Annotated in this window: 25 protein-coding genes and 1 other annotated feature; all 25 genes read left to right on the forward strand. The window is 41.7% G+C overall.

Annotation, left to right across the window (positions count from 1 at the left end; genetic code table 11):
- Positions 1-33: 33 nt before the first annotated feature.
- A complete protein-coding gene (gene ftsZ / locus AAEM60_RS09500; protein ID WP_299740689.1) occupies positions 34-1,200 on the forward strand; it encodes a cell division protein FtsZ in 1,167 nt (388 codons plus the stop codon).
- Between the two features lie 292 nt (positions 1,201-1,492).
- Positions 1,493-2,419, forward strand: a complete 927-nt coding sequence (gene spoIIGA, locus AAEM60_RS09505; protein ID WP_299740691.1) for a sigma-E processing peptidase SpoIIGA — start codon at positions 1,493-1,495, stop codon at positions 2,417-2,419.
- Positions 2,420-2,472: 53 nt separating this feature from the next.
- Positions 2,473-3,192, forward strand: a complete 720-nt coding sequence (gene sigE, locus AAEM60_RS09510; protein ID WP_299740693.1) for an RNA polymerase sporulation sigma factor SigE — start codon at positions 2,473-2,475, stop codon at positions 3,190-3,192.
- 199 nt (positions 3,193-3,391) lie between these two features.
- Positions 3,392-4,168, forward strand: a complete 777-nt coding sequence (gene sigG, locus AAEM60_RS09515) for an RNA polymerase sporulation sigma factor SigG (RefSeq protein WP_299740696.1) — start codon at positions 3,392-3,394, stop codon at positions 4,166-4,168.
- A 395-nt stretch (positions 4,169-4,563) separates the two neighbouring features.
- Complete coding sequence (locus tag AAEM60_RS09520; protein WP_299740698.1) at positions 4,564-4,851, forward strand: YlmC/YmxH family sporulation protein; 288 nt, start codon at positions 4,564-4,566, stop codon at positions 4,849-4,851.
- Positions 4,852-4,901: 50 nt separating this feature from the next.
- Entirely contained in the window at positions 4,902-5,738 is an 837-nt protein-coding gene (pgeF, locus tag AAEM60_RS09525) for a peptidoglycan editing factor PgeF (RefSeq protein WP_341357854.1), read from the forward strand.
- Positions 5,725-6,399 carry a YggS family pyridoxal phosphate-dependent enzyme gene (locus tag AAEM60_RS09530; protein WP_299740702.1) on the forward strand — a complete coding sequence of 225 codons (675 nt, stop codon included), beginning with the start codon at positions 5,725-5,727 and terminating at the stop codon, positions 6,397-6,399. Before pgeF ends, AAEM60_RS09530 begins: the two co-directional genes overlap by 14 nt.
- A 16-nt stretch (positions 6,400-6,415) precedes the next feature.
- Positions 6,416-6,859: a cell division protein SepF gene (locus AAEM60_RS09535; RefSeq protein WP_299740704.1), complete on the forward strand. Its 444-nt coding sequence runs from the start codon at positions 6,416-6,418 to the stop codon at positions 6,857-6,859.
- Between the two features lie 8 nt (positions 6,860-6,867).
- Positions 6,868-7,131 (forward strand): YggT family protein, encoded by a 264-nt coding sequence (locus AAEM60_RS09540; protein WP_299740706.1) that lies wholly within the window; start codon positions 6,868-6,870, stop codon positions 7,129-7,131.
- Between the two features lie 96 nt (positions 7,132-7,227).
- Positions 7,228-7,998 carry an RNA-binding protein gene (locus AAEM60_RS09545; protein ID WP_299740708.1) on the forward strand — a complete coding sequence of 257 codons (771 nt, stop codon included), beginning with the start codon at positions 7,228-7,230 and terminating at the stop codon, positions 7,996-7,998.
- Between the two features lie 89 nt (positions 7,999-8,087).
- Positions 8,088-8,603: a DivIVA domain-containing protein gene (locus tag AAEM60_RS09550; protein ID WP_034755815.1), complete on the forward strand. Its 516-nt coding sequence runs from the start codon at positions 8,088-8,090 to the stop codon at positions 8,601-8,603.
- A gap of 50 nt (positions 8,604-8,653) precedes the next feature.
- Positions 8,654-8,891 (forward strand) — a binding site (T-box leader).
- A gap of 106 nt (positions 8,892-8,997) precedes the next feature.
- Positions 8,998-11,769 (forward strand): isoleucine--tRNA ligase, encoded by a 2,772-nt coding sequence (gene ileS, locus AAEM60_RS09555; RefSeq protein ID WP_341357855.1) that lies wholly within the window; start codon positions 8,998-9,000, stop codon positions 11,767-11,769.
- A 136-nt stretch (positions 11,770-11,905) separates the two neighbouring features.
- Entirely contained in the window at positions 11,906-12,187 is a 282-nt protein-coding gene (locus AAEM60_RS09560) for a hypothetical protein (RefSeq protein ID WP_299740716.1), read from the forward strand.
- 109 nt (positions 12,188-12,296) lie between these two features.
- Positions 12,297-12,815, forward strand: a complete 519-nt coding sequence (lspA, locus tag AAEM60_RS09565; RefSeq protein WP_299740718.1) for a signal peptidase II — start codon at positions 12,297-12,299, stop codon at positions 12,813-12,815.
- Entirely contained in the window at positions 12,763-13,674 is a 912-nt protein-coding gene (locus AAEM60_RS09570; RefSeq protein WP_299740720.1) for an RluA family pseudouridine synthase, read from the forward strand. Before lspA ends, AAEM60_RS09570 begins: the two co-directional genes overlap by 53 nt.
- A gap of 187 nt (positions 13,675-13,861) precedes the next feature.
- The gene (pyrR, locus tag AAEM60_RS09575; RefSeq protein WP_044337457.1) at positions 13,862-14,407 is read left to right on the forward strand and encodes a bifunctional pyr operon transcriptional regulator/uracil phosphoribosyltransferase PyrR; all 546 of its coding nucleotides are present in this window, start codon (positions 13,862-13,864) and stop codon (positions 14,405-14,407) included.
- Positions 14,408-14,554: 147 nt separating this feature from the next.
- Positions 14,555-15,883 (forward strand): solute carrier family 23 protein, encoded by a 1,329-nt coding sequence (locus tag AAEM60_RS09580; protein ID WP_341357856.1) that lies wholly within the window; start codon positions 14,555-14,557, stop codon positions 15,881-15,883.
- Positions 15,884-16,045: 162 nt separating this feature from the next.
- Positions 16,046-16,924, forward strand: coding sequence for an aspartate carbamoyltransferase catalytic subunit (locus AAEM60_RS09585; RefSeq protein WP_299741289.1), 879 nt, complete (start codon positions 16,046-16,048; stop codon positions 16,922-16,924).
- A gap of 16 nt (positions 16,925-16,940) precedes the next feature.
- The gene (locus tag AAEM60_RS09590) at positions 16,941-18,227 is read left to right on the forward strand and encodes a dihydroorotase (RefSeq protein WP_341357857.1); all 1,287 of its coding nucleotides are present in this window, start codon (positions 16,941-16,943) and stop codon (positions 18,225-18,227) included.
- Complete coding sequence (locus AAEM60_RS09595) at positions 18,224-19,315, forward strand: carbamoyl phosphate synthase small subunit (RefSeq protein WP_299740729.1); 1,092 nt, start codon at positions 18,224-18,226, stop codon at positions 19,313-19,315. The genes AAEM60_RS09590 and AAEM60_RS09595 overlap by 4 nt, the downstream gene beginning before the upstream one ends.
- Positions 19,308-22,520: a carbamoyl-phosphate synthase large subunit gene (carB, locus tag AAEM60_RS09600; protein ID WP_299740731.1), complete on the forward strand. Its 3,213-nt coding sequence runs from the start codon at positions 19,308-19,310 to the stop codon at positions 22,518-22,520. Before AAEM60_RS09595 ends, carB begins: the two co-directional genes overlap by 8 nt.
- Positions 22,517-23,290 (forward strand): dihydroorotate dehydrogenase electron transfer subunit, encoded by a 774-nt coding sequence (locus tag AAEM60_RS09605; protein WP_299740733.1) that lies wholly within the window; start codon positions 22,517-22,519, stop codon positions 23,288-23,290. Before carB ends, AAEM60_RS09605 begins: the two co-directional genes overlap by 4 nt.
- Positions 23,287-24,228 carry a dihydroorotate dehydrogenase gene (locus AAEM60_RS09610; RefSeq protein ID WP_299740735.1) on the forward strand — a complete coding sequence of 314 codons (942 nt, stop codon included), beginning with the start codon at positions 23,287-23,289 and terminating at the stop codon, positions 24,226-24,228. The genes AAEM60_RS09605 and AAEM60_RS09610 overlap by 4 nt, the downstream gene beginning before the upstream one ends.
- Positions 24,200-24,910 (forward strand): orotidine-5'-phosphate decarboxylase, encoded by a 711-nt coding sequence (gene pyrF, locus AAEM60_RS09615; RefSeq protein WP_299740737.1) that lies wholly within the window; start codon positions 24,200-24,202, stop codon positions 24,908-24,910. Before AAEM60_RS09610 ends, pyrF begins: the two co-directional genes overlap by 29 nt.
- On the forward strand, positions 24,907-25,530 hold the full coding sequence (gene pyrE / locus AAEM60_RS09620; protein WP_299740740.1) for an orotate phosphoribosyltransferase: 624 nt from the start codon (positions 24,907-24,909) through the stop codon (positions 25,528-25,530). The genes pyrF and pyrE overlap by 4 nt, the downstream gene beginning before the upstream one ends.
- Positions 25,531-25,554 lie beyond the last annotated feature (24 nt).

Consider the following 25,554-nt stretch of genomic DNA (forward strand, 5'->3'; position numbering starts at 1 on the left):
ATCCATAGATTCGATGAGTTAGGAGGATTTGTCATGTTGGAGTTTGATACAAATTTAGATTCGTTAGCGACAATAAAAGTTATCGGTGTCGGTGGTGGAGGAAATAACGCTGTAAACCGAATGATTGAGCATGGAGTACAGGGTGTTGAATTTATTGCTGTTAATACAGATGCGCAAGCTCTGAATCTATCAAAAGCTGAAATAAAAATGCAAATCGGTGGTAAATTAACTAGAGGATTAGGTGCAGGTGCGAATCCAGAAGTAGGTAAAAAAGCTGCTGAAGAAAGTAAAGAACAAATTGAAGAGGCTTTAAGAGGTGCGGACATGGTCTTTGTCACGGCTGGAATGGGTGGGGGTACCGGAACTGGTGCAGCTCCGGTAATCGCTCAAATTGCCCGTGAGATCGGTGCATTAACAGTCGGTGTTGTGACACGACCTTTCACCTTTGAGGGCAGAAAGCGTTCAAATCAGGCAAGCGGTGGTATCGCTGCAATGAAAGAAGGAGTGGATACCCTTATCGTTATTCCAAACGATCGTCTTCTTGAGATTGTGGATAAGAGCACACCAATGCTTGAAGCTTTCCGTGAAGCTGATAACGTTTTAAGACAAGGTGTACAAGGTATCTCAGATCTAATTGCTACACCTGGTCTGATTAACCTTGACTTTGCCGACGTAAAGACGATTATGTCTAACAAAGGCTCAGCCCTAATGGGTATCGGTGCAGCATCTGGTGAAAACCGGGCAACGGAAGCCGCAAAAAAAGCCGTTTCAAGTCCATTACTTGAGACTTCCATTGACGGGGCACAAGGTGTTCTGATGAATATTACAGGTGGTACGTCCTTAAGTCTATATGAAGTTCAAGAAGCTGCTGACATTGTAGCATCCGCTTCAGATCAAGAAGTGAATATGATCTTCGGTTCCGTCATTAACGAAGATTTAAAAGATGATATTGTGGTAACAGTTATTGCAACCGGGTTTAATGAAGAGGTCATTCAACCTCCAAAGCAAACTCGACCTACATTTGGTGGAATGAAACCGAATCAAAATCCAAACCCAAGCCAATCTATCAAGCGCGAACAACCTAAACGTGAAGAGCCTCAACACCAAGAGCCGGTGAGAACCTCTTCAAACCAGAACCAGGGTGCTGAAGAAACACTGGATATTCCAACCTTCTTACGAAACCGTAATCGCCGTAGATAATGGCTTGACCATAAGAAAAGTAAAACAGTCCCAAAGGCACCCATGCCTTTGGGACTGTTTTTTTTCTCTAATTCATTCAATCAGAATCCCCTTCCTAAAGCATTTTTTTATACCTCGAATCAGGAATATATTTAGTGACATATTTCGTTTTTATCTCTGAAAAGTTTTCCTCTGAAGCATACAAAAAATGACAACCTTTTAAAGGGTATGTACGATATACTTCTGATAAGTCATTCCTATCTCGAAATTCAAGTAACTTTAGCTGGGTGAAGTTTCAAAAGGAGGGTAGAGATTGACCTTATATCTGGATGTCATCTGGTTGTTGAATTTGTTAGTAGACTTTTTCTTATTATGGTTAACTGGGATCATCTTAAAGAGACAATATGCCCTTTGGAGGATTGGAATTGGCAGTTTGATGGGCTCGATCATTATTCTCCTTGCCTTTTCACCTTATGCGCATCTTGCAGGAAATCCTTTTATGAAATTATTGTTTTCAATCATCATGGTGTACTCAGCATTCGGGTATAGAAGGTTACGCTATTACTTATCAAATCTTCTTATGTTTTATTTTGTTACCTTTTTTACAGGTGGGATTTTAATAGGAACTCATTATTTTATAAGTTTCGACCCAAGTGCAGAATCATCCATGCTACTTGCAAGTATCCGTGGATTTGGTGATCCAATAAGCTGGGTATTCGTTATGCTCGCTCTGCCTCTTGCCTGGTATTTTTCTAAAGGGAGAGTAGATAGCATCGAGCATGTGAAGATACAGTATGATCAGCTCCTGAAGGTAAGGATAAAAATTGAAGAATTTCATTGTACCGTAAACGGCCTTGTTGACAGTGGGAATCAACTTCAAGACCCCATATCCAAAAGCCCGGTCATGATTCTGTCAATCGCCGAAATTGAAGGTCAAATTCCAGGTGAAGTGATGGCACTTTGTCACGATGTTGAAGACATTTTCTCTGGTGAAAAATCTATTGACCCACGCTGGTCTGACCGGATGAGAATTGTCCCCGCCCAATCAGTCGGAAGAAAAAGCCAACTTCTTGCCGCTATAAAGCCTGATTCTCTCATTCTGAAGGATCATGAAACAGAATGGGCGATTCCGAATGGATTGATTGCCTTCAGAGAGGATCCGCTTTCAGCAGATGGAAATTTTCAAGCGATCGTTCATCCAAAGATGGCTTCGCAAAAGCCGGTTCTTAACGTTTCTTAAATCAATTATTACTACTATACTCACAATTTAAAGAAATAGAAGGGGGAGCAACAATGAAAAAATTCAAATTTAAATTTTTATACTATTGGTACAAACTGTTAATCAAACTTGGGCTGAAGACAGATGAAATTTACTACATAGGTGGTAGTGAAGCACTTCCCCCTCCATTGACAAAAGAGGAGGAAGAAGTACTACTCAATAAATTGCCTAATGGAGACAAGGCGGCACGTTCGCTATTGATTGAGCGTAATTTAAGGCTAGTCGTATATATAGCACGAAAGTTTGAGAATACCGGGATCAATATTGAAGACTTAATCAGCATCGGGACAATCGGTTTGATTAAAGCAGTTAACACATTCAATCCAGAGAAAAAAATCAAATTAGCTACGTATGCTTCTAGATGTATTGAAAATGAGATTCTCATGTACTTAAGAAGAAATAATAAAATCCGATCTGAAGTTTCGTTCGATGAGCCCCTCAACATTGATTGGGATGGAAATGAATTACTGTTATCAGACGTACTTGGAACAGATGAAGACATTATAACAAAAGACATTGAAGCAACCGTTGATAAAAAATTACTCTTTAACGCCCTTCACCAACTTTCTGATCGTGAAAAACAAATTATGGAGCTGCGTTTTGGTTTAATGGGAGAAGAAGAGAAGACCCAGAAGGATGTCGCTGATATGCTTGGCATCTCACAGTCCTATATCTCCCGGTTAGAAAAGAGGATTATTAAACGTCTAAAGAAGGAATTTAATAAAATGGTATGACAAGAAAGCTGACCTTTTCAATCGAAAAGGTCAGCTTTTTTTTATTATCAGGATTTGAACTTTTTTTTTGTCGGATTTACCCAGATAAATTAAGGGATTTGGAAAGTATGAGCCATTACTTGGCAGAATGAAATGCATATTTTTCCTCTTCAAGGAAATACTGAATTTTGTACAGCAGCTCCTACAAGGAGGGGAAAGAATGACACGTAATAAAGTCGAGATTTGTGGTGTAGATACTTCCAAATTACCAGTTCTCAAGAATGATGAAATGAGAGTACTATTCAAGCAAATGCAAGCGGGCGATATTACCGCAAGAGAAAAACTTGTAAATGGGAATTTGCGCCTCGTCTTAAGTGTAATTCAACGCTTTAATAACCGTGGTGAGTATGTTGATGATTTATTTCAAGTAGGGTGTATCGGGTTAATGAAGTCCATTGATAACTTTGACTTAGGTCAGAACGTTCGATTCTCTACATACGCGGTTCCGATGATTATTGGAGAAATCCGTCGATATTTACGAGACAATAACCCAATAAGAGTATCCCGTTCACTACGAGATATTGCGTACAAAGCTCTGCAAGTAAGGGAAAGATTAATGGGTGAAACATCCAGGGAACCGACTGCTGAAGAAATAGCTAAAGTGCTTGATGTATCTCATGAAGAAATTGTATTTGCGTTAGATGCCATCCAAGATCCTGTTTCGCTGTTTGAACCCATTTATAACGATGGTGGAGATCCTATCTTTGTAATGGACCAACTGAGCGACGAAAAGAACCGTGATTTCCATTGGATTGAAGAGATCGCTCTTCAAGAAGGAATGAGGCGATTAAATGATCGAGAAAAACTCATTATCAGTAAACGCTTCTTTCAAGGGAAAACTCAAATGGAAGTCGCTGACGAGATAGGCATATCTCAGGCACAAGTATCACGTCTGGAAAAAGCAGCAATAAAACAAATGAACAAAAATATTCAATAAGAAAGAAAAGCGGAAGGGCTTTGCCCAGAGGCGACAAGCATAAGGCGAACCATCCGGAAAGGCGTTCTTTGCCTTTTTGGATGGTTTGACTTATGACCTCGAGCCTCTAAGCCCTGCAGCTGGACAAAGAAAAGCGGAGGCGGCTCGTTCAGCCCCGACAAGCACAACAGGAAAACCCCAAAAGGCGCTTTTTGGCTTATGGGGTTTTTCTGTTGTGACCTCGAGGGGCTAGCCGCTGAAGCTGGACAATAAGAAAAGAAAGGCAGATCCTTCTCTGAAAGGTCTGCCTTTCTTTTTGCTGCATACACTAATAATAACTACTTGAATAAGGTGAAGGAACAGCGATTAATTTATGTGAATAAATGTGAAACAAGGAGAAAAGAGGGTGAAAACAGATGGTGCGTATATCTGAGTTTCAGGTGAAAGATGTCGTGAGTATTTCGGACGGGAGAAAGTTAGGGAATATAGGGGACATAGAAATTAACCTGGATACAGGAAGGATTGAGGCGATCGTAATCGGGGGAGGAGGAAAAATATTAGGATTCTTCGGTAAAGATGAAGACATTGTGATCCCTTGGAGCAGCATTGTAAAAATAGGGGAGGATGTTATTCTGGTACGATATAAAGAAAATCATCATATTCAAGGTCAGCTCCAGGAACCGAAACAATCTCCCGATACATGACGAATCTTCAAAGTCTATGGTACACTTAATAAAAACGAAGGAGATTCAACGTGTCGAAGGAGCCTTTTAAAAGAGAAACAGAATCTTATTATTTTATAGATACATGGAAGAAAGAGAATCCAAGGCTAGTTGCAGGGATCACGACAAGGTCGGGAGGTGTCAGTACCGGACCATTTCACTCTTTCAATATGGGGTTGCACGTTGAAGACGATGAATCCTCGGTGATTGGTAATCGTCAAATACTTGCTTCCAGTTTAATTATGCCTGTTGAATCATGGGTAGCTGCTGAACAAACCCATGGAAATAATATTCATACAGTAGGAAAAGTAGACAAGGGAAAAGGCGCAGAGTACTATCATACCAGCATTAAAGATACCGATGGCTTTATCACATGTAATGAGAATATTCTTTTAACCATGTGCTATGCAGATTGTGTTCCGCTATATTTCCTGGACAGAGAATCGGGTACTATCGGATTGGCTCATGCCGGATGGAAGGGTACAGTTTTAGAAATCGGGCCCAAAATGGTCGGTGCTTTTATGGAACAAGGGGCCTCCAAGTCTTCTCTAGAGGTTGTTATCGGGCCATCCATATGTGAAAATTGTTATGTAGTTGATGACTATGTGATTGATAAAGTGAAAAAAACACTAGAAGATGAAAACAACTTACCCTATAATTTAAAGGAAGAGGGACAATATTACCTCAATTTAAAGAAGTTGAATGAACAGCTTTTAGTACAAACTGGTTTAAATGCTGAACAGATCCACACTTCTAGTTATTGTTCATCCTGTCACAATGAGTTTTTCTCCTACAGAAGAGATGGTGGGAAAACAGGAAGAATCATGAGCTTTATTGGCTGGAAGGAGAAAGAAGATGAAAGTATCTGAAAAATTCAGAATCATCCAAGGAAATATTGAAAATGCATGTAAGAGCAGTAGAAGAAACCCTGAAGACGTACATGTTGTTGCGGTCACTAAATACGTTTCAATTGAGAGGGCAGAAGAAGCGGTTGAAGCCGGCCTTATTCACTTAGGGGAAAATCGTGACGAAGGACTGCTCTCCAAGTGGGAAGTTCTACAGGACAAACCCCAGTGGCATTTCATTGGATCTCTGCAAACTAGAAAAGTAAAAAACATCATTGATAAAGTATCATACATACATTCTCTGGATCGTCTGTCATTAGCCAAAGAAATTCATAAAAGAGCGGACAAGCCTGTGTCTTGTTTTGTTCAAGTGAATGTTTCGGGAGAAGACTCGAAACATGGGTTATCTCCTCAAGAAGTAAAAGAATTTATTGGGAGTTTAAAAGACCTCACAAATATTAAAGTCGTAGGATTAATGACGATGGCTCCACATACGGACGATGAACCATTCTTACGGACATGTTTTAAACAGTTGAAAACAATCCAGGAAGAAATCAAAGCATTAAACCTTCCATACGCCCCTTGTAAAGAATTATCAATGGGGATGAGCAATGATTACATGATTGCAATCGAAGAAGGGGCTACGTTTATTCGTATTGGAACTGCATTAGTTGGAAATGACTGAGAGGGGATGAATACAAATGGGTATCAAGTCGAAGTTTAAAACGTTCTTTTTGTTAGATGAAGATGAATATGATTATGAAGAAGAAAAGTTTGAAGAAGAATACGAGGAGAAGAAGCCCATGAAGTCGCAGCCTTCAAATTCGAAACAAAATGTTGTCAGTCTTCAAAGTGTTCAAAAGTCCTCTAAGATGATTCTTGTTGAACCAAGAGTATACGCCGAAGCTCAAGAGATTGCTGATCACTTGAAAAACCGGCGCTCTGTACTTGTTAACTTACAACGAATTCAGCATGATCAAGCGAAACGCATTGTCGATTTTTTAAGTGGAACTGTTTACGCGATTGGCGGCGACATTCAGCGTGTTGGAGATAATATTTTTCTTTGTACGCCTGATAATGTTGAAGTAAGTGGAAATATCTCAGAATTCTTAAAAGAGGAAGATCTATCAGATTCGAGGTGGTAATGTAAACTATGGTGTTGCTTTATGAGATTTTATCGAACCTTATTCAAATTTACTCCTGGGCTTTAATCATTTATATATTAATGTCCTGGTTTCCAAATGCAAGGGAGACGGCGATTGGGCAGTTCTTAGCAAGAATATGCGAACCGTATTTAGAACCGTTTAGACGTTTTGTTCCTTCAATCGGGATGATTGATATTTCACCAATCGTGGCGTTCATTGTGTTGAACTTAGCACAATCTGGGTTATACCAATTATTTAGATGGCTTCTTTAATTGAGAAGCAGGAGATCATATATCCTTTAAAGAACTGAAACGTATTGAACAGTTTCAGTTTTTTTATTTTGGGTAAATCACAGAGGAGGTGAGCGTTTGTCTTCAATTCATCAACATTTCAGACCGGATGAGAAAGAGTTTGTGGATGCTGTATTGGAATGGAAACTGGCAGTGGAAAACCAATATTCAGCCAAACGAACAGACTTTTTGGATCCGAGACAACAGTATATTGTCGAGTCAATCATCGGAAACAACGATGAAATTCTCCTCTCATTCTATCCTGAGAATACAGAGAGGAAGAGAGCGTTATTGTATCCTTCTTATTTTCAGCCTGAAGAAGAAGATTTTGGAATTAGGCTATTTGAAATACAGTACCCGTCCAAGTTTGTTACAATAGAACATAGACAGGTATTAGGGTCTCTTATGTCATTAGGCTTGAAACGTGAAAAATTCGGGGATATTTTAGCAGTGGACGATACCATTCAACTCATGCTTGCTGATGAGATTTCTGAATACGTTCGAATGGAACTCACACAAATAGGGAAGGCAAAGATATCCTTGAAGGATATTCCTTTGAAGGATCGAATCGTGAGTAAGGAAGAATGGCTCGAAAAAGTGACTACTGTAAGTTCCCTGCGGTTAGATGTTGTTCTTGCAGCAGTTTATAATGATTCCCGCCAAAAAGCTCAAAGCTTAATCAAGAGTAATCATGTAAAAGTTAATTGGAAAACAGTCGAAAATGCCTCTTTTGAAGTCGAAGCCGGCGATGTACTTTCAGCAAGAGGATACGGAAGAAGTAAGTTATTGTCCATTGAAGGAAGAACAAAACGGGAGAAATGGCGAATTTCTGTCGGAATACTGAAATAATTTAAGAAAAATAAAGGAATACTCCCACATACTGTCGAAATTTTAGTTATAATAAATATGTAATTCACCAAGTACTGGAGGTGGCTCCCATGCCTTTAACGCCATTAGACATACATAACAAAGAATTTAGTCGTGGCTTTCGTGGTTATGATGAGGATGAGGTTAATGAATTTTTAGATCAAATTATTAAAGATTATGAAATTCTTATCCGTGAGAAGAAAGAAACCGAAGAACGTTTAAACTCCTTGAATGAACGTTTAGGTCATTTTACAAGCATCGAGGAAACATTAAACAAGTCAATCGTCATTGCTCAAGAAGCAGGGGAAGAAGTTAAGCGTAATGCAATGAAAGAATCGAAGCTGATCATTAAGGAAGCCGAGAAGAATGCTGATCGCATCGTTAACGAATCATTATCCAAAGCCCGTAAGATTGCCATTGAAATTGAAGAACTAAAGAAGCAATCAAAGGTGTTCCGAACTCGTTTCAAGATGTTAATTGAAGCCCAACTTGATTTACTTGATACAAATGACTGGGATCAATTAATGGAATTCGATTTGGATGCAACAGATTTAAAAACTTTAAAAGAAGAAGAGACATTGTCTTGACGAAAAGAGCAATACTTTCATATAATTGAACAACAATCTAAATTGCCATAATGAAGGCTAAGACAGGGACAGTACGTTTCTTATGATCATTCCTTTCTAGCGAGTCGGGGACGGTGAAAGCCCGACAAGGAACAAAGGTACGGAAGATCACCCTAGAGCTCTACTCATGAAATTCACTTCTGAAGAGTAATGAATAGCGTCTTGATCACGTTACGAATCAAAACGAGTGAAGGTCGGTTTCGATCTTTATGAGGGTGGTACCGCGGGAAAAGTTTTCTCGTCCCTTTCCAGGGATGAGAAAGCTTTTTTTTGTTTCTAAAAGGGATAGCCTGATTAAGAATTGCAGGTTTTAGAAAAGATGGCAATTAAGAGAAACGTTTAGGAGGAAGATTTCATGGAGTATAAAGATACATTATTGATGCCCGAAACGGAATTTCCGATGAGAGGCAATTTACCGAAACGCGAACCGGATACGCAGAAAAAATGGGAAGAAATGAATATTTACCAAAAAGTGCAGGAGAGAACGAGTGATCGTCCATTATTTGTTCTTCACGATGGACCACCGTACGCGAATGGAAACATTCATATGGGTCATGCATTAAATAAAATCCTTAAAGACTTTATCGTTCGCTATAAATCCATGAGCGGGTTTCATGCACCGTATGTTCCAGGCTGGGACACCCATGGCTTACCGATTGAGCAGGCGTTAACGAACAAAGGCGTGAAACGTAAAGAAATGACTATCGCTGAGTTCCGTAAATTGTGTGAGGAATATGCATATGAGCAGGTTGACAATCAACGCATTCAGTTCAAACAATTAGGGGTGCGCGGGGATTGGGATAATCCATATATTACATTAAAGCCTGAATATGAAGCTCAACAGATTAAAGTGTTTGGTGATATGGCGAAGAAAGGCTATATCTACAAAGGTAAAAAACCAGTGTATTGGTCTCCATCAAGTGAATCCGCTCTTGCAGAAGCAGAGATTGAATATCAGGATAAGCGTTCTCCTTCCATCTATGTCGGTTTTGCCGTTACAGAAGGAAAGGGAGTTCTTGAAGAAGGGACTCAATTAGTCATCTGGACGACAACACCTTGGACGATTCCTGCTAACCTGGGAATTGCCGTGCACGAAGATCTAAGTTATGTCGTAGTAAATGTGAAAGAAAGCAGCTATGTAGTAGCTGAAGATTTATTAGAAGAAGTAGCGAAGAATCTGGAATGGGAAGATTACTCTGTATCCCAAAAGGTTAAAGGTGCAGAGCTTGAGCATATCGTGGCAAAACATCCATTATATGATCGGGATTCACTTGTTGTCCTAGGGGAGCATGTCACTACTGATTCTGGTACTGGATGTGTTCATACCGCTCCAGGACACGGGGAAGATGACTTCCTGGTAGGAAAGAAATATGGTTTGGATGTGTTATGCCCGGTTGACGATAAAGGCGTTATGACATCTGAAGCACCTGGATTCGAAGGTTTATTCTACGATAAAGCCAATAAACCGATTACAGAAAAGCTACAGGAAACAGGAGCATTATTAAAGCTTAACTTTATCACTCACTCCTATCCACATGATTGGCGTACGAAAAAGCCTGTTATCTTTAGAGCGACGGCACAATGGTTTGCGTCAATCGATAAATTCCGTAAAGAACTGCTGGAAGCTGTCAATGAAACGAAATGGGTACCTGCTTGGGGGGAGACACGCCTTTACAATATGGTTAGAGACCGTGGAGACTGGTGTATTTCAAGACAACGTGCATGGGGAGTGCCTATCCCGGTATTTTATGCTGAAAATGGCCAGGAAATCATTACAGATGAAACAATCGACCATGTATCGAAGCTCTTCCGTGAACATGGATCAAACATCTGGTTTGAAAAAGAAGCGAAGGATCTTCTACCTGAAGGATTCAGCCATGAAGGAAGTCCGAATGGGAAGTTCACAAAAGAACAGGATATCATGGACGTCTGGTTTGATTCAGGTTCCTCACATCAAGCGGTGCTTGAAGAAAGAGATGACCTCAAGCGTCCTGCAGACCTTTATTTAGAGGGATCTGACCAATATCGCGGATGGTTTAACTCTTCTTTGACTACAAGTGTAGCAGTGACGGGTAAAGCTCCATATAAAGGCGTGTTAAGTCATGGATTTGCTCTTGATGGTGACGGAAGAAAAATGAGTAAATCATTAGGGAACGTAGTCGTTCCTGAAAAAGTGATGAAGCAGCTTGGAGCCGATATCCTTCGTCTGTGGGTTGCATCGGTTGATTATCAAGCAGATGTACGTGTATCGGATCCAATCTTGAAGCAAGTGGCTGAAGTGTATCGTAAAATCCGTAATACGTACCGTTTCTTATTGGGAAATCTTTCCGACTTTGATCCAAGTACCAATGCGGTATCCTTCGATCAATTAAGAGAAGTGGATCAATTCATGCTTGTAAAGCTTAATGATCTTGTGAAAAATGTGAGAAATTCATACGACAAATATGAATTTGCAAGCATCTATCACGCTGTAAATAATTTTTGTACGCTTGATTTAAGTTCATTCTATTTAGATTTTGCGAAGGATGTTCTATATATCGAGTCAGAAAATCATGAAGAGCGTCGAGCCATTCAAACTGTGTTATATGAATCCCTGATTGCGCTTACGAAACTGATGTCTCCAATCCTGTCTCATACAGCTGATGAAGTGTGGGCTCATATCCCTGGAGTAGAGGGAGAGAGTGTTCAACTAACAGATATGCCTGAAGTGCAAGAGGTAAGAAATGCTGATGAGTTGAAGAAGAAATGGAATGCTTTCCTTGAGTTAAGAGATGATGTTTTAAAGGCTCTTGAAGAAGCGCGTAATCAGAAGATGATTGGTAAATCATTAACGGCTAAAGTGACCCTTTACGTAAATGATGAAACGAAAGCTTTACTAGGTTCAATTAAGGAAGACTTAAAACAATTATTCATCGTCTCCGCATTTGAAATCGGTGGAGCAGTGAACGAAGCACCAGAACATGCATTAAGTCTTGGTGAAATCAATATTGTCGTGGAAAAAGCGCAAGGTGAAACATGTGACCGCTGCTGGATTGTCACACCGACAGTCGGCAAGGATAAAGATCATCCTACTCTTTGCACAAGATGTGCATCAGTAGTGAAAGAAAGCTATTCACACCTGGCATAATTTAAAAAGGCTGACTCACACTCAATGTGAGTCAGTCTTTTTTCGTCCAGACAGCCTTTCTAATTCCAAAATTGCTATATCTTGCAACACAATTTTTAGGTCTGTTTCCCCCATACTATAAATGGAGGGATCAAAGATGACATATGACCGATACACATCCATTGTTCAAGAACTGACCACATCCTTGAAAGAGCTGGAGGCAAGTCAATCTCAACATCCTTTAATTCAGCAGTATATTGATGAAGAAATTACAGAAGTGAAACAAGCGTTAAATCGATTTAGAGATAATCAATATGGCTATTGTGAAATGAGCGGAGAAGAAATTCCCTATGATTTCATTAAGATGAACCCAACATGCACATCTCTGGAAGATGCATTGGAATGGAGACGATTTGGAAAAATCTCATCTTATTCCTAACAGCCACACTATAGGTTTTCGTCGTTCTCCTTAGTTTAAGTGTCTTTATTCTCCCTTTTATGCTAAAATGCAAAGGTAATCATTTAAACGATGTTCGGAGGTTACCTTTGTGTATTATTATTTATTGGCTTTGGTTGTGATTGGACTCGATCAATTAACAAAATGGTTGGTTGTGAAACGAATGACAGAAGGAGAAAGTATAAAGATCATTGACAACGTCTTATATCTTACTTCTCATCGAAATCAAGGTGCAGCATGGGGAATACTTCAAGGGCAAATGTGGTTTTTTTACATTATTACAGTAGTAGTGATTGTAGGTATCGTGTATTATATGCAAGTCCATGCGAAAGGGCATTCTTTATTCAGTTTAAGTTTAGCCTTTATGCTTGGTGGAGCTATTGGAAACTTTATTGACCGTATCTTTCGAAAAGAAGTGGTTGATTTCTTAAATACATACATCTTTTCCTATGATTTTCCGATATTTAATATTGCAGATGCAGCATTAACCATTGGAGTGGCATTGTTACTAATTTACATGTATTTAGACGAACGAAAAGCAAAGAAGGAGAACAAAAATGGAAGTAATTCAGCACAACATACAGCAGGAAGACCAGGGAGAACGAATTGATAAAGTCGTAAGTCAGTTGAATAAGGAATGGTCCCGTTCACAGGTTCAACAATGGATAAAGGAAGGGCATATTCAAGTGAATGGTGATGCAGTTAAACCCAACTTTAAATGTCCTCTAGATGCAGTCATCACGGTTTCAATCCCTCAACCGGAAGAGCTGGATGTAGAGCCGGAAGATCTTAACCTTGACATTGCATATGAAGATGGGGATGTCATCGTTGTAAATAAGCCGAAGGGAATGGTCGTTCACCCTGCACCTGGGCATTATTCAGGTACAATGGTGAACGGATTGATGTATCATTGTAAGGATCTATCAGGCATTAATGGAGTTCTAAGACCGGGGATCGTCCACCGTATAGATAAAGACACTTCCGGCTTACTGATGGTGGCGAAAAATGACATGGCCCACGAGCATTTGGTAAATCAGCTTGTAGAAAAGTCCGTTACAAGAAAATATACAGCCATCGTACATGGTCTTATTCCCCACGAATACGGCACCATTGATGCTCCAATCGGAAGAGACCCTAAAGATCGTCAGAGTATGGCTGTAGTGGATAACGGCAAACAAGCAGTTACTCATTTCAGAGTGCTTGATCGTTATAAAGATTTTACATTAGTTGAATGTGAATTGGAAACTGGGAGAACGCATCAAATCCGTGTGCATATGAAGTATATCGGCTTCCCCCTTGCCGGGGATCCTAAGTATGGACCAAGGAAAACACTGAGCATAGAGGGACAAGCTCTTCACGCAGGGGTTTTAGGGTTTGTTCATCCCAGAACAGAAGAATATATGGAATTTCACTCGGAGTTACCTTTAGAGTTCACTAAACTTGTGAAGCATCTTGAAAATAATCGTTGACAAATTCCGACTCGACCTTTATGATTTAGTTAATTGAATAAGTAACCTTTAATACGGTCCCGTGAGGCTGAGAAGGAGCATGTACGACCAAATCGTTTTGGCGTGCAATCAGATTACAACGATAAGTGTGCCCTCTCATCCCTACGGTGAGAGGGATTTTTTATTTTAAAGAAACGAGGTGGCGAAAGTGACAAAGAAAGCAACGGTATTGGATCAACCCGCCATTCGAAGAGCTCTGACAAGGATAGCTCATGAAATCATTGAACGCAACAAAGGAATTGAGGACTGTGTTCTTGTTGGAATCAAAACAAGAGGCATCTACATCGCTAACCGATTAGCGGAGCGAATCCATGATATTGAAGGCGAAAAGATTCCCGTAGGGGAAATAGACATAACCCTATACCGAGATGACTTAACTAAGAAAACAGAAGATCATGAACCCGAGGTGAAAGGTTCTGACCTGCCTGTTGATATTACCAACAAGAAAGTCATCCTGGTAGACGATGTATTATTTACAGGAAGAACGGTCAGGGCAGGCTTGGACGCATTGATGGATCTTGGACGACCAAGTCAAATCCAACTTGCAGTACTGGTCGATCGTGGACATAGAGAATTACCGATACGAGCAGACTTTGTTGGAAAAAACATTCCTACATCCAGCTCCGAAAAAATTATGGTTGCCTTAACAGAGGTCGATCAGGAAGATATCGTCGCAATACACGAAAAAGAATAACGGAAGTCCTTTTAAGAGTGGTCCCGTGAGGCTGACAAAGGATGGGAATGAAGGTAATAATAGACCTTCTTGTACCCTCTTTGTGCCCTCTTTTGGACAAAGAGGGTTTTTTATTGGGGAATTTGGGTATTAGAGGAGGAAAAATAAATGAGTCAAAACCAACAAGTTGTATTAGATGTAGAAGAAGTACCGAAGTTAGGAAAATGGATCACTTTAAGTATACAGCATTTATTCGCCATGTTTGGAGCAACGGTATTAGTTCCATTCCTGGTAGGGTTAAGCCCGGGAGTCGCCCTTATCTCAAGTGGTTTAGGAACACTTGCTTACCTCTTCATTACAAGGGGCAGAATTCCTGCTTACTTAGGATCATCCTTTGCTTTCATTGCACCTATCTTAGCTGCAAAGAGCTTTGGAGGACCGGAGGCTGCCATGATGGGAAGCTTTCTCGCCGGGATTGTTTACGGAATTGTTGCATCACTGATATCTAAACTGGGGTTGAAATGGCTGGTGAGAATTCTTCCACCGATTGTTGTAGGACCAGTGATTATGGTTATCGGATTAGGCCTGGCAGGAACGGCCGTAAATATGGCCATGTATGAAAATCCTGGAGCAGAAGAATTGGTTTACAGTAACACACACTTTATGGTGGCACTTGCGACTCTGGCCATTACCGTGATTTGCTCGATTTACTTCAAAGGGTTTCTTGGAATGGTACCGATTTTAGCTGGAATCATTGGTGGATATGTCATCGCGGTTTTTGCAGGGTTAGTAAATTTCCAACAAGTAATCGATGCACCGCTTTTTCAAATGCCGGACTTCTTCATGCCATTTGTTGACTACACGCCAAGCTTCTCTTGGGAAATCGTGTCCATAATGGTACCTGTTGCCCTCGTAACTTTGGCAGAGCATACAGGAGACCAGATGGTTCTAAGTAAAGTAGTAGGAAGAAACTTCATTGAGAAACCAGGTCTTCACCGTTCCATTCTTGGGGATGGGGTAGCAACTGTGATTGCATCCTTCCTCGGTGGACCACCTAATACAACGTATGGTGAAAATATTGGAGTATTAGCCATAACACGAGTGTTCAGCGTATTCGTAATCGGAGGAGCCGCAGTCCTTGCCATCATGTTCGGATTTGTCGGTAAGATAACAGCCTTGATTGGATCGATACCATCAGCCGTCATGGGCGGAGTATCCATCCTTCTGTTCGGAATCATCGCCTCTAGCGGACTGCGCATGCTGATTGATAACAAAGTAGACTTAGGAAACAAGAGAAACCTGGTGATTTCCTCAGTGATCCTGGTAATCGGGGTAGGAGGGGCATTCGTGAAGGTCAATGAGCAGGTATCCTTATCAGGAATGGCTCTAGCAGCGATTGTCGGAGTTCTCCTTAATCTTGTCTTACCAGGCAGAGAAGAAAGCGAAGGAGAAAACAACTTATTCGAAGAAGAAAATGCTAAGCATGATGTTGCATAGAAGCACCTTTTAACATGGTCCAGAGAGTCTAAGAAGGGTGAATTTGAACAAGACAGGCACGTGGGATTTTTCGCACGGTCCCTGTTGGCATGTTCAAAAACACCCTGTCAGAAAATTGGCAGGGTGTTTTTTTGAAAGAAGAGAAGAAAGGGTTGTCCCATGATGAAGAACTTGTTGACAATGAATGACTTATCAAAAGAGGAAATCATTGAAATATTAGATGCAGCTGAACACTTTAAAGAGGGGGAAACATGGAAGGAAGGCTCCAATAAATATGTAGCCAATCTTTTTTTCGAGGCAAGTACCCGGACGAAATGCAGTTTTGAAATGGCGGAAAGGAAACTTGGGCTCGAGGTCATTCCATTTGAAGCACAGACTTCAAGTGTACAAAAGGGAGAAAGCTTGTATGACACGGTGAAAACATTAGAAAGCATCGGGGTCGAAACCGTTGTAATCCGGCACTCACTTGAACGATATTTCGATGAACTTGCACCACTTAACATAAGCGTCATCAACGGAGGCGATGGATGTGGTAATCATCCAACTCAATGCCTTTTGGACCTGTTGACCATACGACAGGAATTTGGAGGATTTGCAGGACTGAAGGTATCGATCATTGGAGACATTGCCCACAGCCGGGTGGCACGATCCAATGCAGAAGCGTTAACAAAGCTGGGAGCCGAAGTCATGTTCTCTGGACCAAAGGAATGGTTCCCATCACAGGACCGACATCAATATAGGCCGATAGATAATTGTATAGCAGATTCCGATGTGGTCATGTTACTGAGAATTCAACATGAGCGACACGATAGTACATCAAGTTTAACGAAAGAGGAATACCATGAAAGCTTTGGCTTGACGGAAAGTCGAAAAGCACGAATGAAACCAACCGGTATCATTCTTCATCCGGCACCGGTCAACCGTGGGGTTGAAATTGCAGATTCATTGGTGGAATGTGATCAATCAAGAATCTTTAAGCAGATGGAAAATGGAGTTTACATCAGAATGGCTGTTTTAAAGAGAGCACTTGAAAGCAACTAACTAGGGGGAATTTGAAATGAATTGGTTAATCCGAAATGCACGTATTCTAGCAAAGAATGGTGTTCTTGAGATAGTGGATGTGAAGGTGGAGAATCAGAAAATCATCGAGATGGGAACAGACCTCAAACGTACCGATCACCAGGAATTTCAAGCAGATGGGTTATTGATTTCCCCAGGCTTTGTTGATCTTCATGTCCATTTAAGGGAACCAGGGGGCGAACACAAAGAAACAATCGAAACGGGAACAAAAGCTGCTGCGAAGGGTGGTTTCACTACCATCGCTGCAATGCCTAATACAAGACCCGTACCTGACTCGGTAGAAAATCTGCAAGCCCTAAACAAGAAAATCTCTGAAACAGCGAGTGTTCGCGTATTACCTTATGCCGCCATCACAGAGAGACAAATTGGAAAAACGCTTAATGACTTACCTTCCTTAAAAGAAAATGGGGCATTTGCATTCACAGATGACGGGGTAGGGGTGCAATCGGCAGGGATGATGTTTGAAGCCATGAAGAAGGCAGCCGGCATCAATGCATCCATTGTGGCCCACTGTGAAGAGAATACCCTGATTTATGGAGGAGCGGTTCATGACGGAACATTCTCCAAAGAGCATAACCTGAAAGGAATACCTTCCATCTGTGAAGCCGTACATATATCCCGGGATGTGCTGCTTGCAGAAGCAGCAGGTGTACATTATCACGTATGTCATATTTCAACAAAAGAGTCAGTAAGAGTGGTCCGTGATGCTAAAAGGGCTGGGATCAATGTGACAGCTGAAGTAACACCACACCATCTTCTCCTGTGTGAAGATGATATTCCAGGGCTTGATACGAATTTCAAAATGAACCCGCCTCTTAGAAGCAAAGAAGATCAGCAAGCGTTAATAGAAGGATTGCTGGATGGCACCATCGACTTTATTGCGACGGATCATGCACCTCATACGGAAGCAGAGAAGTCAGAAGGGATGCAGCTCGCTCCTTTCGGAATTGTAGGATTGGAAACAGCCTTTCCGTTACTCTATACACACTTTGTAGAAAAAGGAATCTTCACATTAAAGCAGTTAATTGACTGGATGACGATTAAACCAAGCTCAGCATTTAACCTTCCGTTTGGACTACTAGAAGTAGGAGGAGAAGCTGACTTTACGCTTATAGATTTAAATGAACAAAAAGGGATTGACCCAGCTGAATTTTTATCAAAAGGAAAAAATACCCCATTTACAGGCTGGGAGTGCAGAGGCTTTCCAAAAGCTACTTTTTATCAGGGATCTCTTGTATGGAATGAAGGAGGAAACAAACAATGAAAAGACAACTCATTTTAGACGATGGAACAGTATTCGTAGGAGAAGGATTTGGAGCGAATAAAGAAACGATTGGAGAAGTGGTTTTCAACACAAGTATGACAGGATATCAGGAAATACTATCAGATCCATCTTACTGTGGACAGCTTGTCACATTAACCTATCCTCTAGTAGGGAACTATGGAATCAATCGCGACGATTTTGAGTCCATCACTCCAGCTATCAAAGCATTCATTGTGAGAGAAGTTGCTGATTTTCCTTCTAACTGGAGAAATGAATCAACATTGGATGAATTATTAAAAATAAAAGGGATTCCAGGAATTTCAGATATCGATACCAGAAAGTTAACAAGAATCATCAGACAGCATGGAGCAATGAAAGGCATCATTTGCTCAGCTGAATTAGATCCAAAAGAAATGCTTGAGAAATTGCATGATACAGCTCTAAGAACAGATCAAGTCATGCAGGTTTCGACCAAAACAGCTTATGCCAGTCCAGGAAGAGGATATCGTGTCGTATTAATGGACTTTGGGATGAAACACGGAATTCTGAGAGAATTAAACAAGCGTGATTGTGACGTGATTGTGGTTCCTTACAATACGTCAGCTGAAGAGATTCGTCGCTTGCAGCCTGACGGGATCATGCTCTCAAATGGGCCGGGGGATCCGAAAGATGTGCCGGAAGCCATTGAGACCATTAAAGAGCTACTGGGAGAAATTCCACTGTTTGGTATTTGTTTAGGGCATCAATTGTTTGCTCTGGCATGTGGAGGGGACTCCTTCAAAATGAAATTTGGTCACCGCGGAGGCAACCACCCGGTAAAAGATATAAAAACTGGAAAAGTAGCACTGACTTCCCAGAACCATGGCTATGCAGTAGATGAAAAGTCATTGACAGGATCAAGGCTTCAAGTTACTCACATGGCCATCAATGATGGCACAGTAGAAGGATTAAAGCATTTAGACTTCCCGGCCTTTACAGTTCAGTATCACCCTGAAGCGTCACCTGGACCTGAGGATTCAAATTACTTATTCGATGATTTCTTACAACTTATGAAAGATGAGAAAAGAAAGGAGCTTCAACATGCCTAAACGTACAGACATTAAAAGCATCTTAGTTATCGGAAGCGGACCAATCATCATAGGACAGGCTGCAGAATTCGACTATGCCGGAACTCAAGCGTGTATCGCCTTAAAAGAGGAAGGCTACCGTGTTATTCTTGTAAACTCAAACCCAGCTACAATCATGACTGACGCTGAAATGGCAGATAAAGTGTATATCGAGCCACTTACACTGGAGTTTGTCAGTCGAATTATTCGCAAAGAACGACCTGACGCCCTACTTCCTACATTAGGTGGGCAAACGGGATTGAATCTGGCTGTTGAACTTGCTAAATCGGGCGTTTTAGAAGAATGCGGAGTTGAAATTCTCGGGACGAAGCTTTCTGCAATCGAGAAAGCGGAAGACCGTGACTTGTTCAGGAACTTGATGAATGAAATGGGAGAACCGGTTCCGGAAAGTGAAATCATTCATTCCTTAGATGAAGCCTATCAATTTGTGAATGAAATAGGCTATCCGGTCATCGTTCGTCCTGCCTATACATTAGGTGGAACCGGTGGTGGAATTTGTCACAACGAAGACGAATTGGTCGAGATTGTAAGCTCAGGATTGAAATATAGTCCGGTAACCCAATGTTTGCTGGAGAAAAGTATTGCTGGCTTCAAAGAAATAGAATATGAGGTTATGAGAGATGCAGCCGATAACGCCATCGTGGTGTGTAATATGGAAAACATCGACCCGGTTGGAATTCATACGGGAGATTCAATTGTTGTAGCACCAAGTCAAACCTTAAGTGACCGTGAGTATCAAATGCTGCGGAATACAAGCTTAAATATCATCCGTGAATTAGGAATAGAAGGGGGCTGTAACGTCCAGCTTGCCCTTGATCCGGACAGCTTCCAGTATTACATCATCGAAGTGAACCCAAGGGTGAGCCGTTCTTCTGCACTTGCATCAAAAGCAACGGGATACCCAATTGCGAAGCTTGCAGCAAAAATTGCTGTAGGACTGACCCTGGATGAAATGATGAATCCTGTAACAGGTAAAACATATGCATCATTCGAACCTGCCCTGGACTATGTGGTGACAAAGATCCCGAGATGGCCATTTGATAAATTTGAGGCTGCCAAGCGTAACCTCGGTACGCAAATGAAAGCAACCGGTGAAGTAATGGCGATTGGGCGAACATTGGAAGAGTCACTTCTTAAAGCGATTCGTTCCCTTGAAAGCAACACGTATCATATAGAATTAAGTGATGCTGAACAATTTACAGACGAGTGGATCGAGAAGAGAATCCGCAAAGCAGGAGATGAACGCCTCTTCTATATCGGGGAAGCACTTAGAAGAGGAGTGACGATTGAAACCATTCATGATTGGAGCAAAATCGATCTTTTCTTCCTGTATAAAATGAATAGAATCGTAGAATTCGAAAAGGAATTAACTCTACATCCCTTCAATCTTGAGCTGGGCCAAAAAGCAAAGCGTATGGGCTTCTCAGATATCACGATTGCCAAGCTATGGAATAGTACAGAAGCAGAATTGTATAGCTGGAGAAAAGAAAATAAATTGACACCTGTCTATAAAATGGTAGATACATGTGCGGCTGAGTTTGAATCGGAAACTCCTTACTTCTATGGAACCTATGAGGATGAGAATGAATCCAAGGTCACTTCTCGGGAGAGTGTCATCGTTCTTGGGTCAGGACCGATCAGGATCGGTCAGGGAGTCGAATTTGATTACGCGACCGTTCACTCTGTCTGGGCCATTAAAGAAGCGGGTTATGAAGCGATCATCGTAAATAACAATCCAGAAACGGTTTCGACCGACTTCAGCATCTCGGATAAATTATACTTTGAACCTCTTACGGTAGAAGATGTGATGCACATCATTGATCTTGAAAAGCCTAAGGGAGTTGTCGTGCAGTTTGGTGGGCAAACCGCGATCAATCTTGCAGAAGAGCTAGTGAGAAGAGGAGTCACGATTCTCGGTACATCCCTTGAAGATTTAGATCGTGCAGAAAACCGGGACAAATTCGAACATACACTGAATGAACTGGGCATCCCTCAACCTGAAGGGAAAACAGCGGTATCTGTAGAAGGAGCCATTAAGATCGCAGAAAGCATCGGTTACCCGGTTCTGGTAAGACCGTCATACGTTCTTGGTGGAAGAGCGATGGAAATCGTGTATCGGGAAGAAGAACTTCTTCAATACATGAAGAATGCAGTGAAAGTGAATCCACAGCATCCGGTTCTAATCGACCGTTACCTGATCGGAAAAGAAATTGAAGTGGATGCCATTTCTGACGGAATAGACGTAGTCGTCCCTGGAATCATGGAACATATCGAACGGGCTGGAGTTCACTCGGGAGATTCCATCGCGGTCTATCCTCCACAGCAGCTCACTCAAGAACAGAAACAAACCATTGTTGATTATACAACGAGACTCGCCAAAGGCTTAAACATCGTTGGGTTACTGAATATCCAATATGTCATCTCAAAAGGAGAAATATTTGTTCTGGAAGTGAACCCACGCTCCAGCCGAACAGTACCATTCATCAGCAAGATTACGAATGTACCGATGGCGAATATTGCAACTAAGTCCATACTTGGAATCTCCCTGAAAGATCAAGGATATGAATCAGGATTAATTCCTGAAAAACATGGTGTATATGTAAAGGTTCCTGTATTCTCCTTTGCCAAGCTAAGACGGGTGGACATCACTTTAGGGCCTGAAATGAAATCAACAGGTGAAGTAATGGGGAAAGATCTTACACTGGAAAAAGCCCTCTACAAAGGAATGGTTGCAGCAGGGATGCAAATGAAAGAGTACGGCTCTGTACTCATGACCGTAGCAGATAAAGACAAAGAAGAAGCGGTTCTCCTGGCGCAACGCTTTATCGATATCGGGTATCAGATCCTTGCAACTAAGGGCACGGCTGAGCATCTGACTAAAGCAAACATCACCGTTCGTGAGGTGGATAAGATCGGATCTACCGGACCAACCCTGCTGGATATCATCCAAAGTGGAGAAACACAGCTTGTCATAAACACTTTAACAAAAGGAAAACAACCTGCCCGGGACGGATTTAGAATCCGTAGAGAATCTGTAGAGAATGGCATTCCATGTCTTACATCCCTGGACACGGCAGAAGCCATCCTGAGAGTGATTGAATCCATGACATTCTCTGCTGAGGCTCTTCCATCACAACCGAAGACGAGAGAGGCGGTTTTTCAATGATCGTAAATCAAAAGATGGTTGTGCTTTCTCATGAAAGAATAGCTGAAAACATCTTTGAATTGGTTCTACAAGGGGAATTGGTGAACGAGATCAAGGCTCCTGGGCAATTTGTCCATATTAAAGTGGGTACGGGAATAGACCCTTTACTTAGAAGGCCGATTTCCATCGCCTCTCACAACCCGGAAAACCTCACGATGACATTGATCTACCGTGCTGAAGGGAAGGGAACGATCCTTCTTTCAGAGGTGAAAATAAGAGAAACAGTCGACGTTTTAGGACCTCTTGGAAATGGTTTCCCAGTCGAAGACGCAAGTAAGACCGCACTGTTAGTAGGTGGAGGAATTGGAGTTCCTCCCCTCTACGGTCTTTCTAAAAAGCTGGTTGAAAATGGTTGGACAGTGAAACACATCCTCGGTTTTCAAACTGAATCCGTGAGCTTTTATGAAGATATGTTCAGAGAATTGGGTGAAACCTTTGTCGCCACAGTGGACGGAACCCTCGGAACTCCCGGTTTTGTAACAGATGTTATTCGAGAAAAAGCACCGGCCTTTGATGTGTTTTATTCCTGTGGTCCGACTCCGATGCTAAAAGCACTTCAAGTCGAATTAGAGGACAAACGAGGGTTTATCTCTTTAGAAGAACGAATGGGCTGCGGAATAGGTGCATGCTTCGCTTGTGTTTGTCATAAACAGGATGATCCTGAAGGGGCAAGCTACGTGAAGGTTTGTAGTGACGGACCTGTATTTCCAGTAGGGGTGGTGCTTTTATGAAATCATTAAAAATCGAATTACCGGGATTATCATTAAAAAACCCGGTCATGCCGGCATCAGGCTGCTTTGGCTTTGGTCGCGAATATAGTCAATTCTATGATTTAAGCGAGCTTGGGGCGATCATGATCAAAGCGACGACGGAAGAAGCTCGTTTTGGAAATCCTACTCCCCGCGTCGCAGAAACGAACGCCGGGATGCTGAATGCGATTGGTTTACAAAATCCAGGACTAACAGGTGTGATGGAAAACGAACTTCCATGGCTTTCCCAGTACGATGTACCAATCATTGCAAATGTGGCTGGTTCTCAAGTTGAGGATTATGTGGAGGTGGCAAGAGTCATCTCAACCGCAGAAAACGTTAAGGCCCTTGAATTGAATATCTCCTGTCCAAATGTAAAAACAGGGGGAATTGCCTTTGGTACCATTCCCGAAGTGGCAAAAGAATTGACTGAGAGAGTAAAAGAAGTCTCGCAGGTCCCACTATATGTAAAGTTATCACCGAATGTCTCCAATATTGTCGACATGGCCAAGGCTGTTGAAGCAGGGGGGGCAGACGGGCTGACAATGATCAATACACTCCTCGGGATGAGGCTGGATATGAAGACAGGAAAGCCGATCCTGGCTAATAAAACAGGTGGATTGTCAGGACCAGCCATTAAACCTGTCGCGATTCGTATGATTTATGAAGTAAGTCAACAGGTGGATCTTCCGATTATCGGAATGGGGGGCATACAAACTGCTGAAGATGTGATTGAATATTTTTACGCAGGGGCAAGTGCCATAGCCGTCGGTACAGCAAACTTCGTGGATCCATTCGTGTGTCAGCGTATCATAAAAGATTTACCGCCGTTACTTGATGAGCTGGGAGTGGACCATATATCCCAATTGACCGGAAGGAGCTGGGGGAAGCATGAATCAAAAGCCGTTTATAGCTCTTGATTTCCCAACGTGGGAGAAGACATCAATCTTCTTAGATCAATTTTCAGAGAGTTTAAATGTAAAAGTAGGTATGGAGCTATACCTTCAAAATGGACCGGTTATCATCGAAAAGATTTTAAATAAAAATCATCGTATCTTCCTGGACTTGAAGCTACATGACATTCCCAATACAGTATACGGCGCCATGAAGGGACTTGCCGGGTTCGACCTGGACCTGATCAATGTGCATGCTGCAGGTGGCAGTGTGATGATGGAAAAGGCGCTGGAAGGTCTGCATGCGGGTACTCCTGCCAATCATAAACGAGCAAAACTGATTGCCGTCACACAATTGACGTCGACAACGGAAGAACAAATGCAGAAAGAACAACTAATTATTAAATCCATTAATGAGTCTGTCTTACATTATGCCACCCTTTCGAAAGAAGCGGGACTTGATGGAGTGGTATGTTCTCCTCACGAATCACGCCTGATTAAAGAACATTGCGGTTCTGACTTTATACGTGTAACTCCTGGGATCAGATTAGCAGAAGATCATTTAGGAGATCAAAAAAGAGTCACTACACCACAAACGGCAAAAGAATTAGGATCTTCCTACATTGTCGTTGGAAGAAGTATCACAGGTGCCGATAATCCGGTACTTGCATATGAGCGGATCGTACATGAATGGGAGGACAAAGAATGAAACAAGAAATCGCAAAAAAACTATTAGACATTGAAGCTGTATTTTTAAATCCGACGGAGCCATTTACATGGTCATCCGGAATAAAGTCCCCGATCTATTGTGATAATCGACTGACCTTATCTTATCCTACAGTGCGGGATGAAATCTCTACGGGTCTTGTTGAGATTATTAAAGAGCAATTTCCTCAGGTGGAAGTCATTGCGGGTACTGCAACAGCTGGAATTCCACATGCTGCTTGGGTGAGTGAAAAATTAAACCTTCCGATGTGTTATGTCAGGTCAAAAGCGAAAGCTCACGGAAAAGGTAAACAGATTGAAGGGAAAGCGACGCCTGGACAAAAAGTGGTCGTGGTAGAAGACCTCATCTCAACGGGAGGTAGCTGTATTACGGCTGTAAACGCATTAAGAGAAGCGGGCTGTGAAGTATTAGGGGTAGCTGCCATTTTCACATACGAGTTAGAAAAAGGAAAAAGGATGCTGGGGGAACACGACATTAAAGCATATGCTCTATCCGATTACTCAAGCTTATTGGACGTAGCGCTTCAAAACTCCATCATTCGTGAAGAAGATCTGGAACAATTGAAGCTTTGGAGTGAAAATCCTGAGAAGTGGGGCAGTTAAGGTGGAAAGCAACTCTTTTGTGAG

Source organism: Rossellomorea sp. y25 (genome assembly GCF_038049935.1).
GTDB lineage: Bacteria > Bacillota > Bacilli > Bacillales > Bacillaceae_B > Rossellomorea.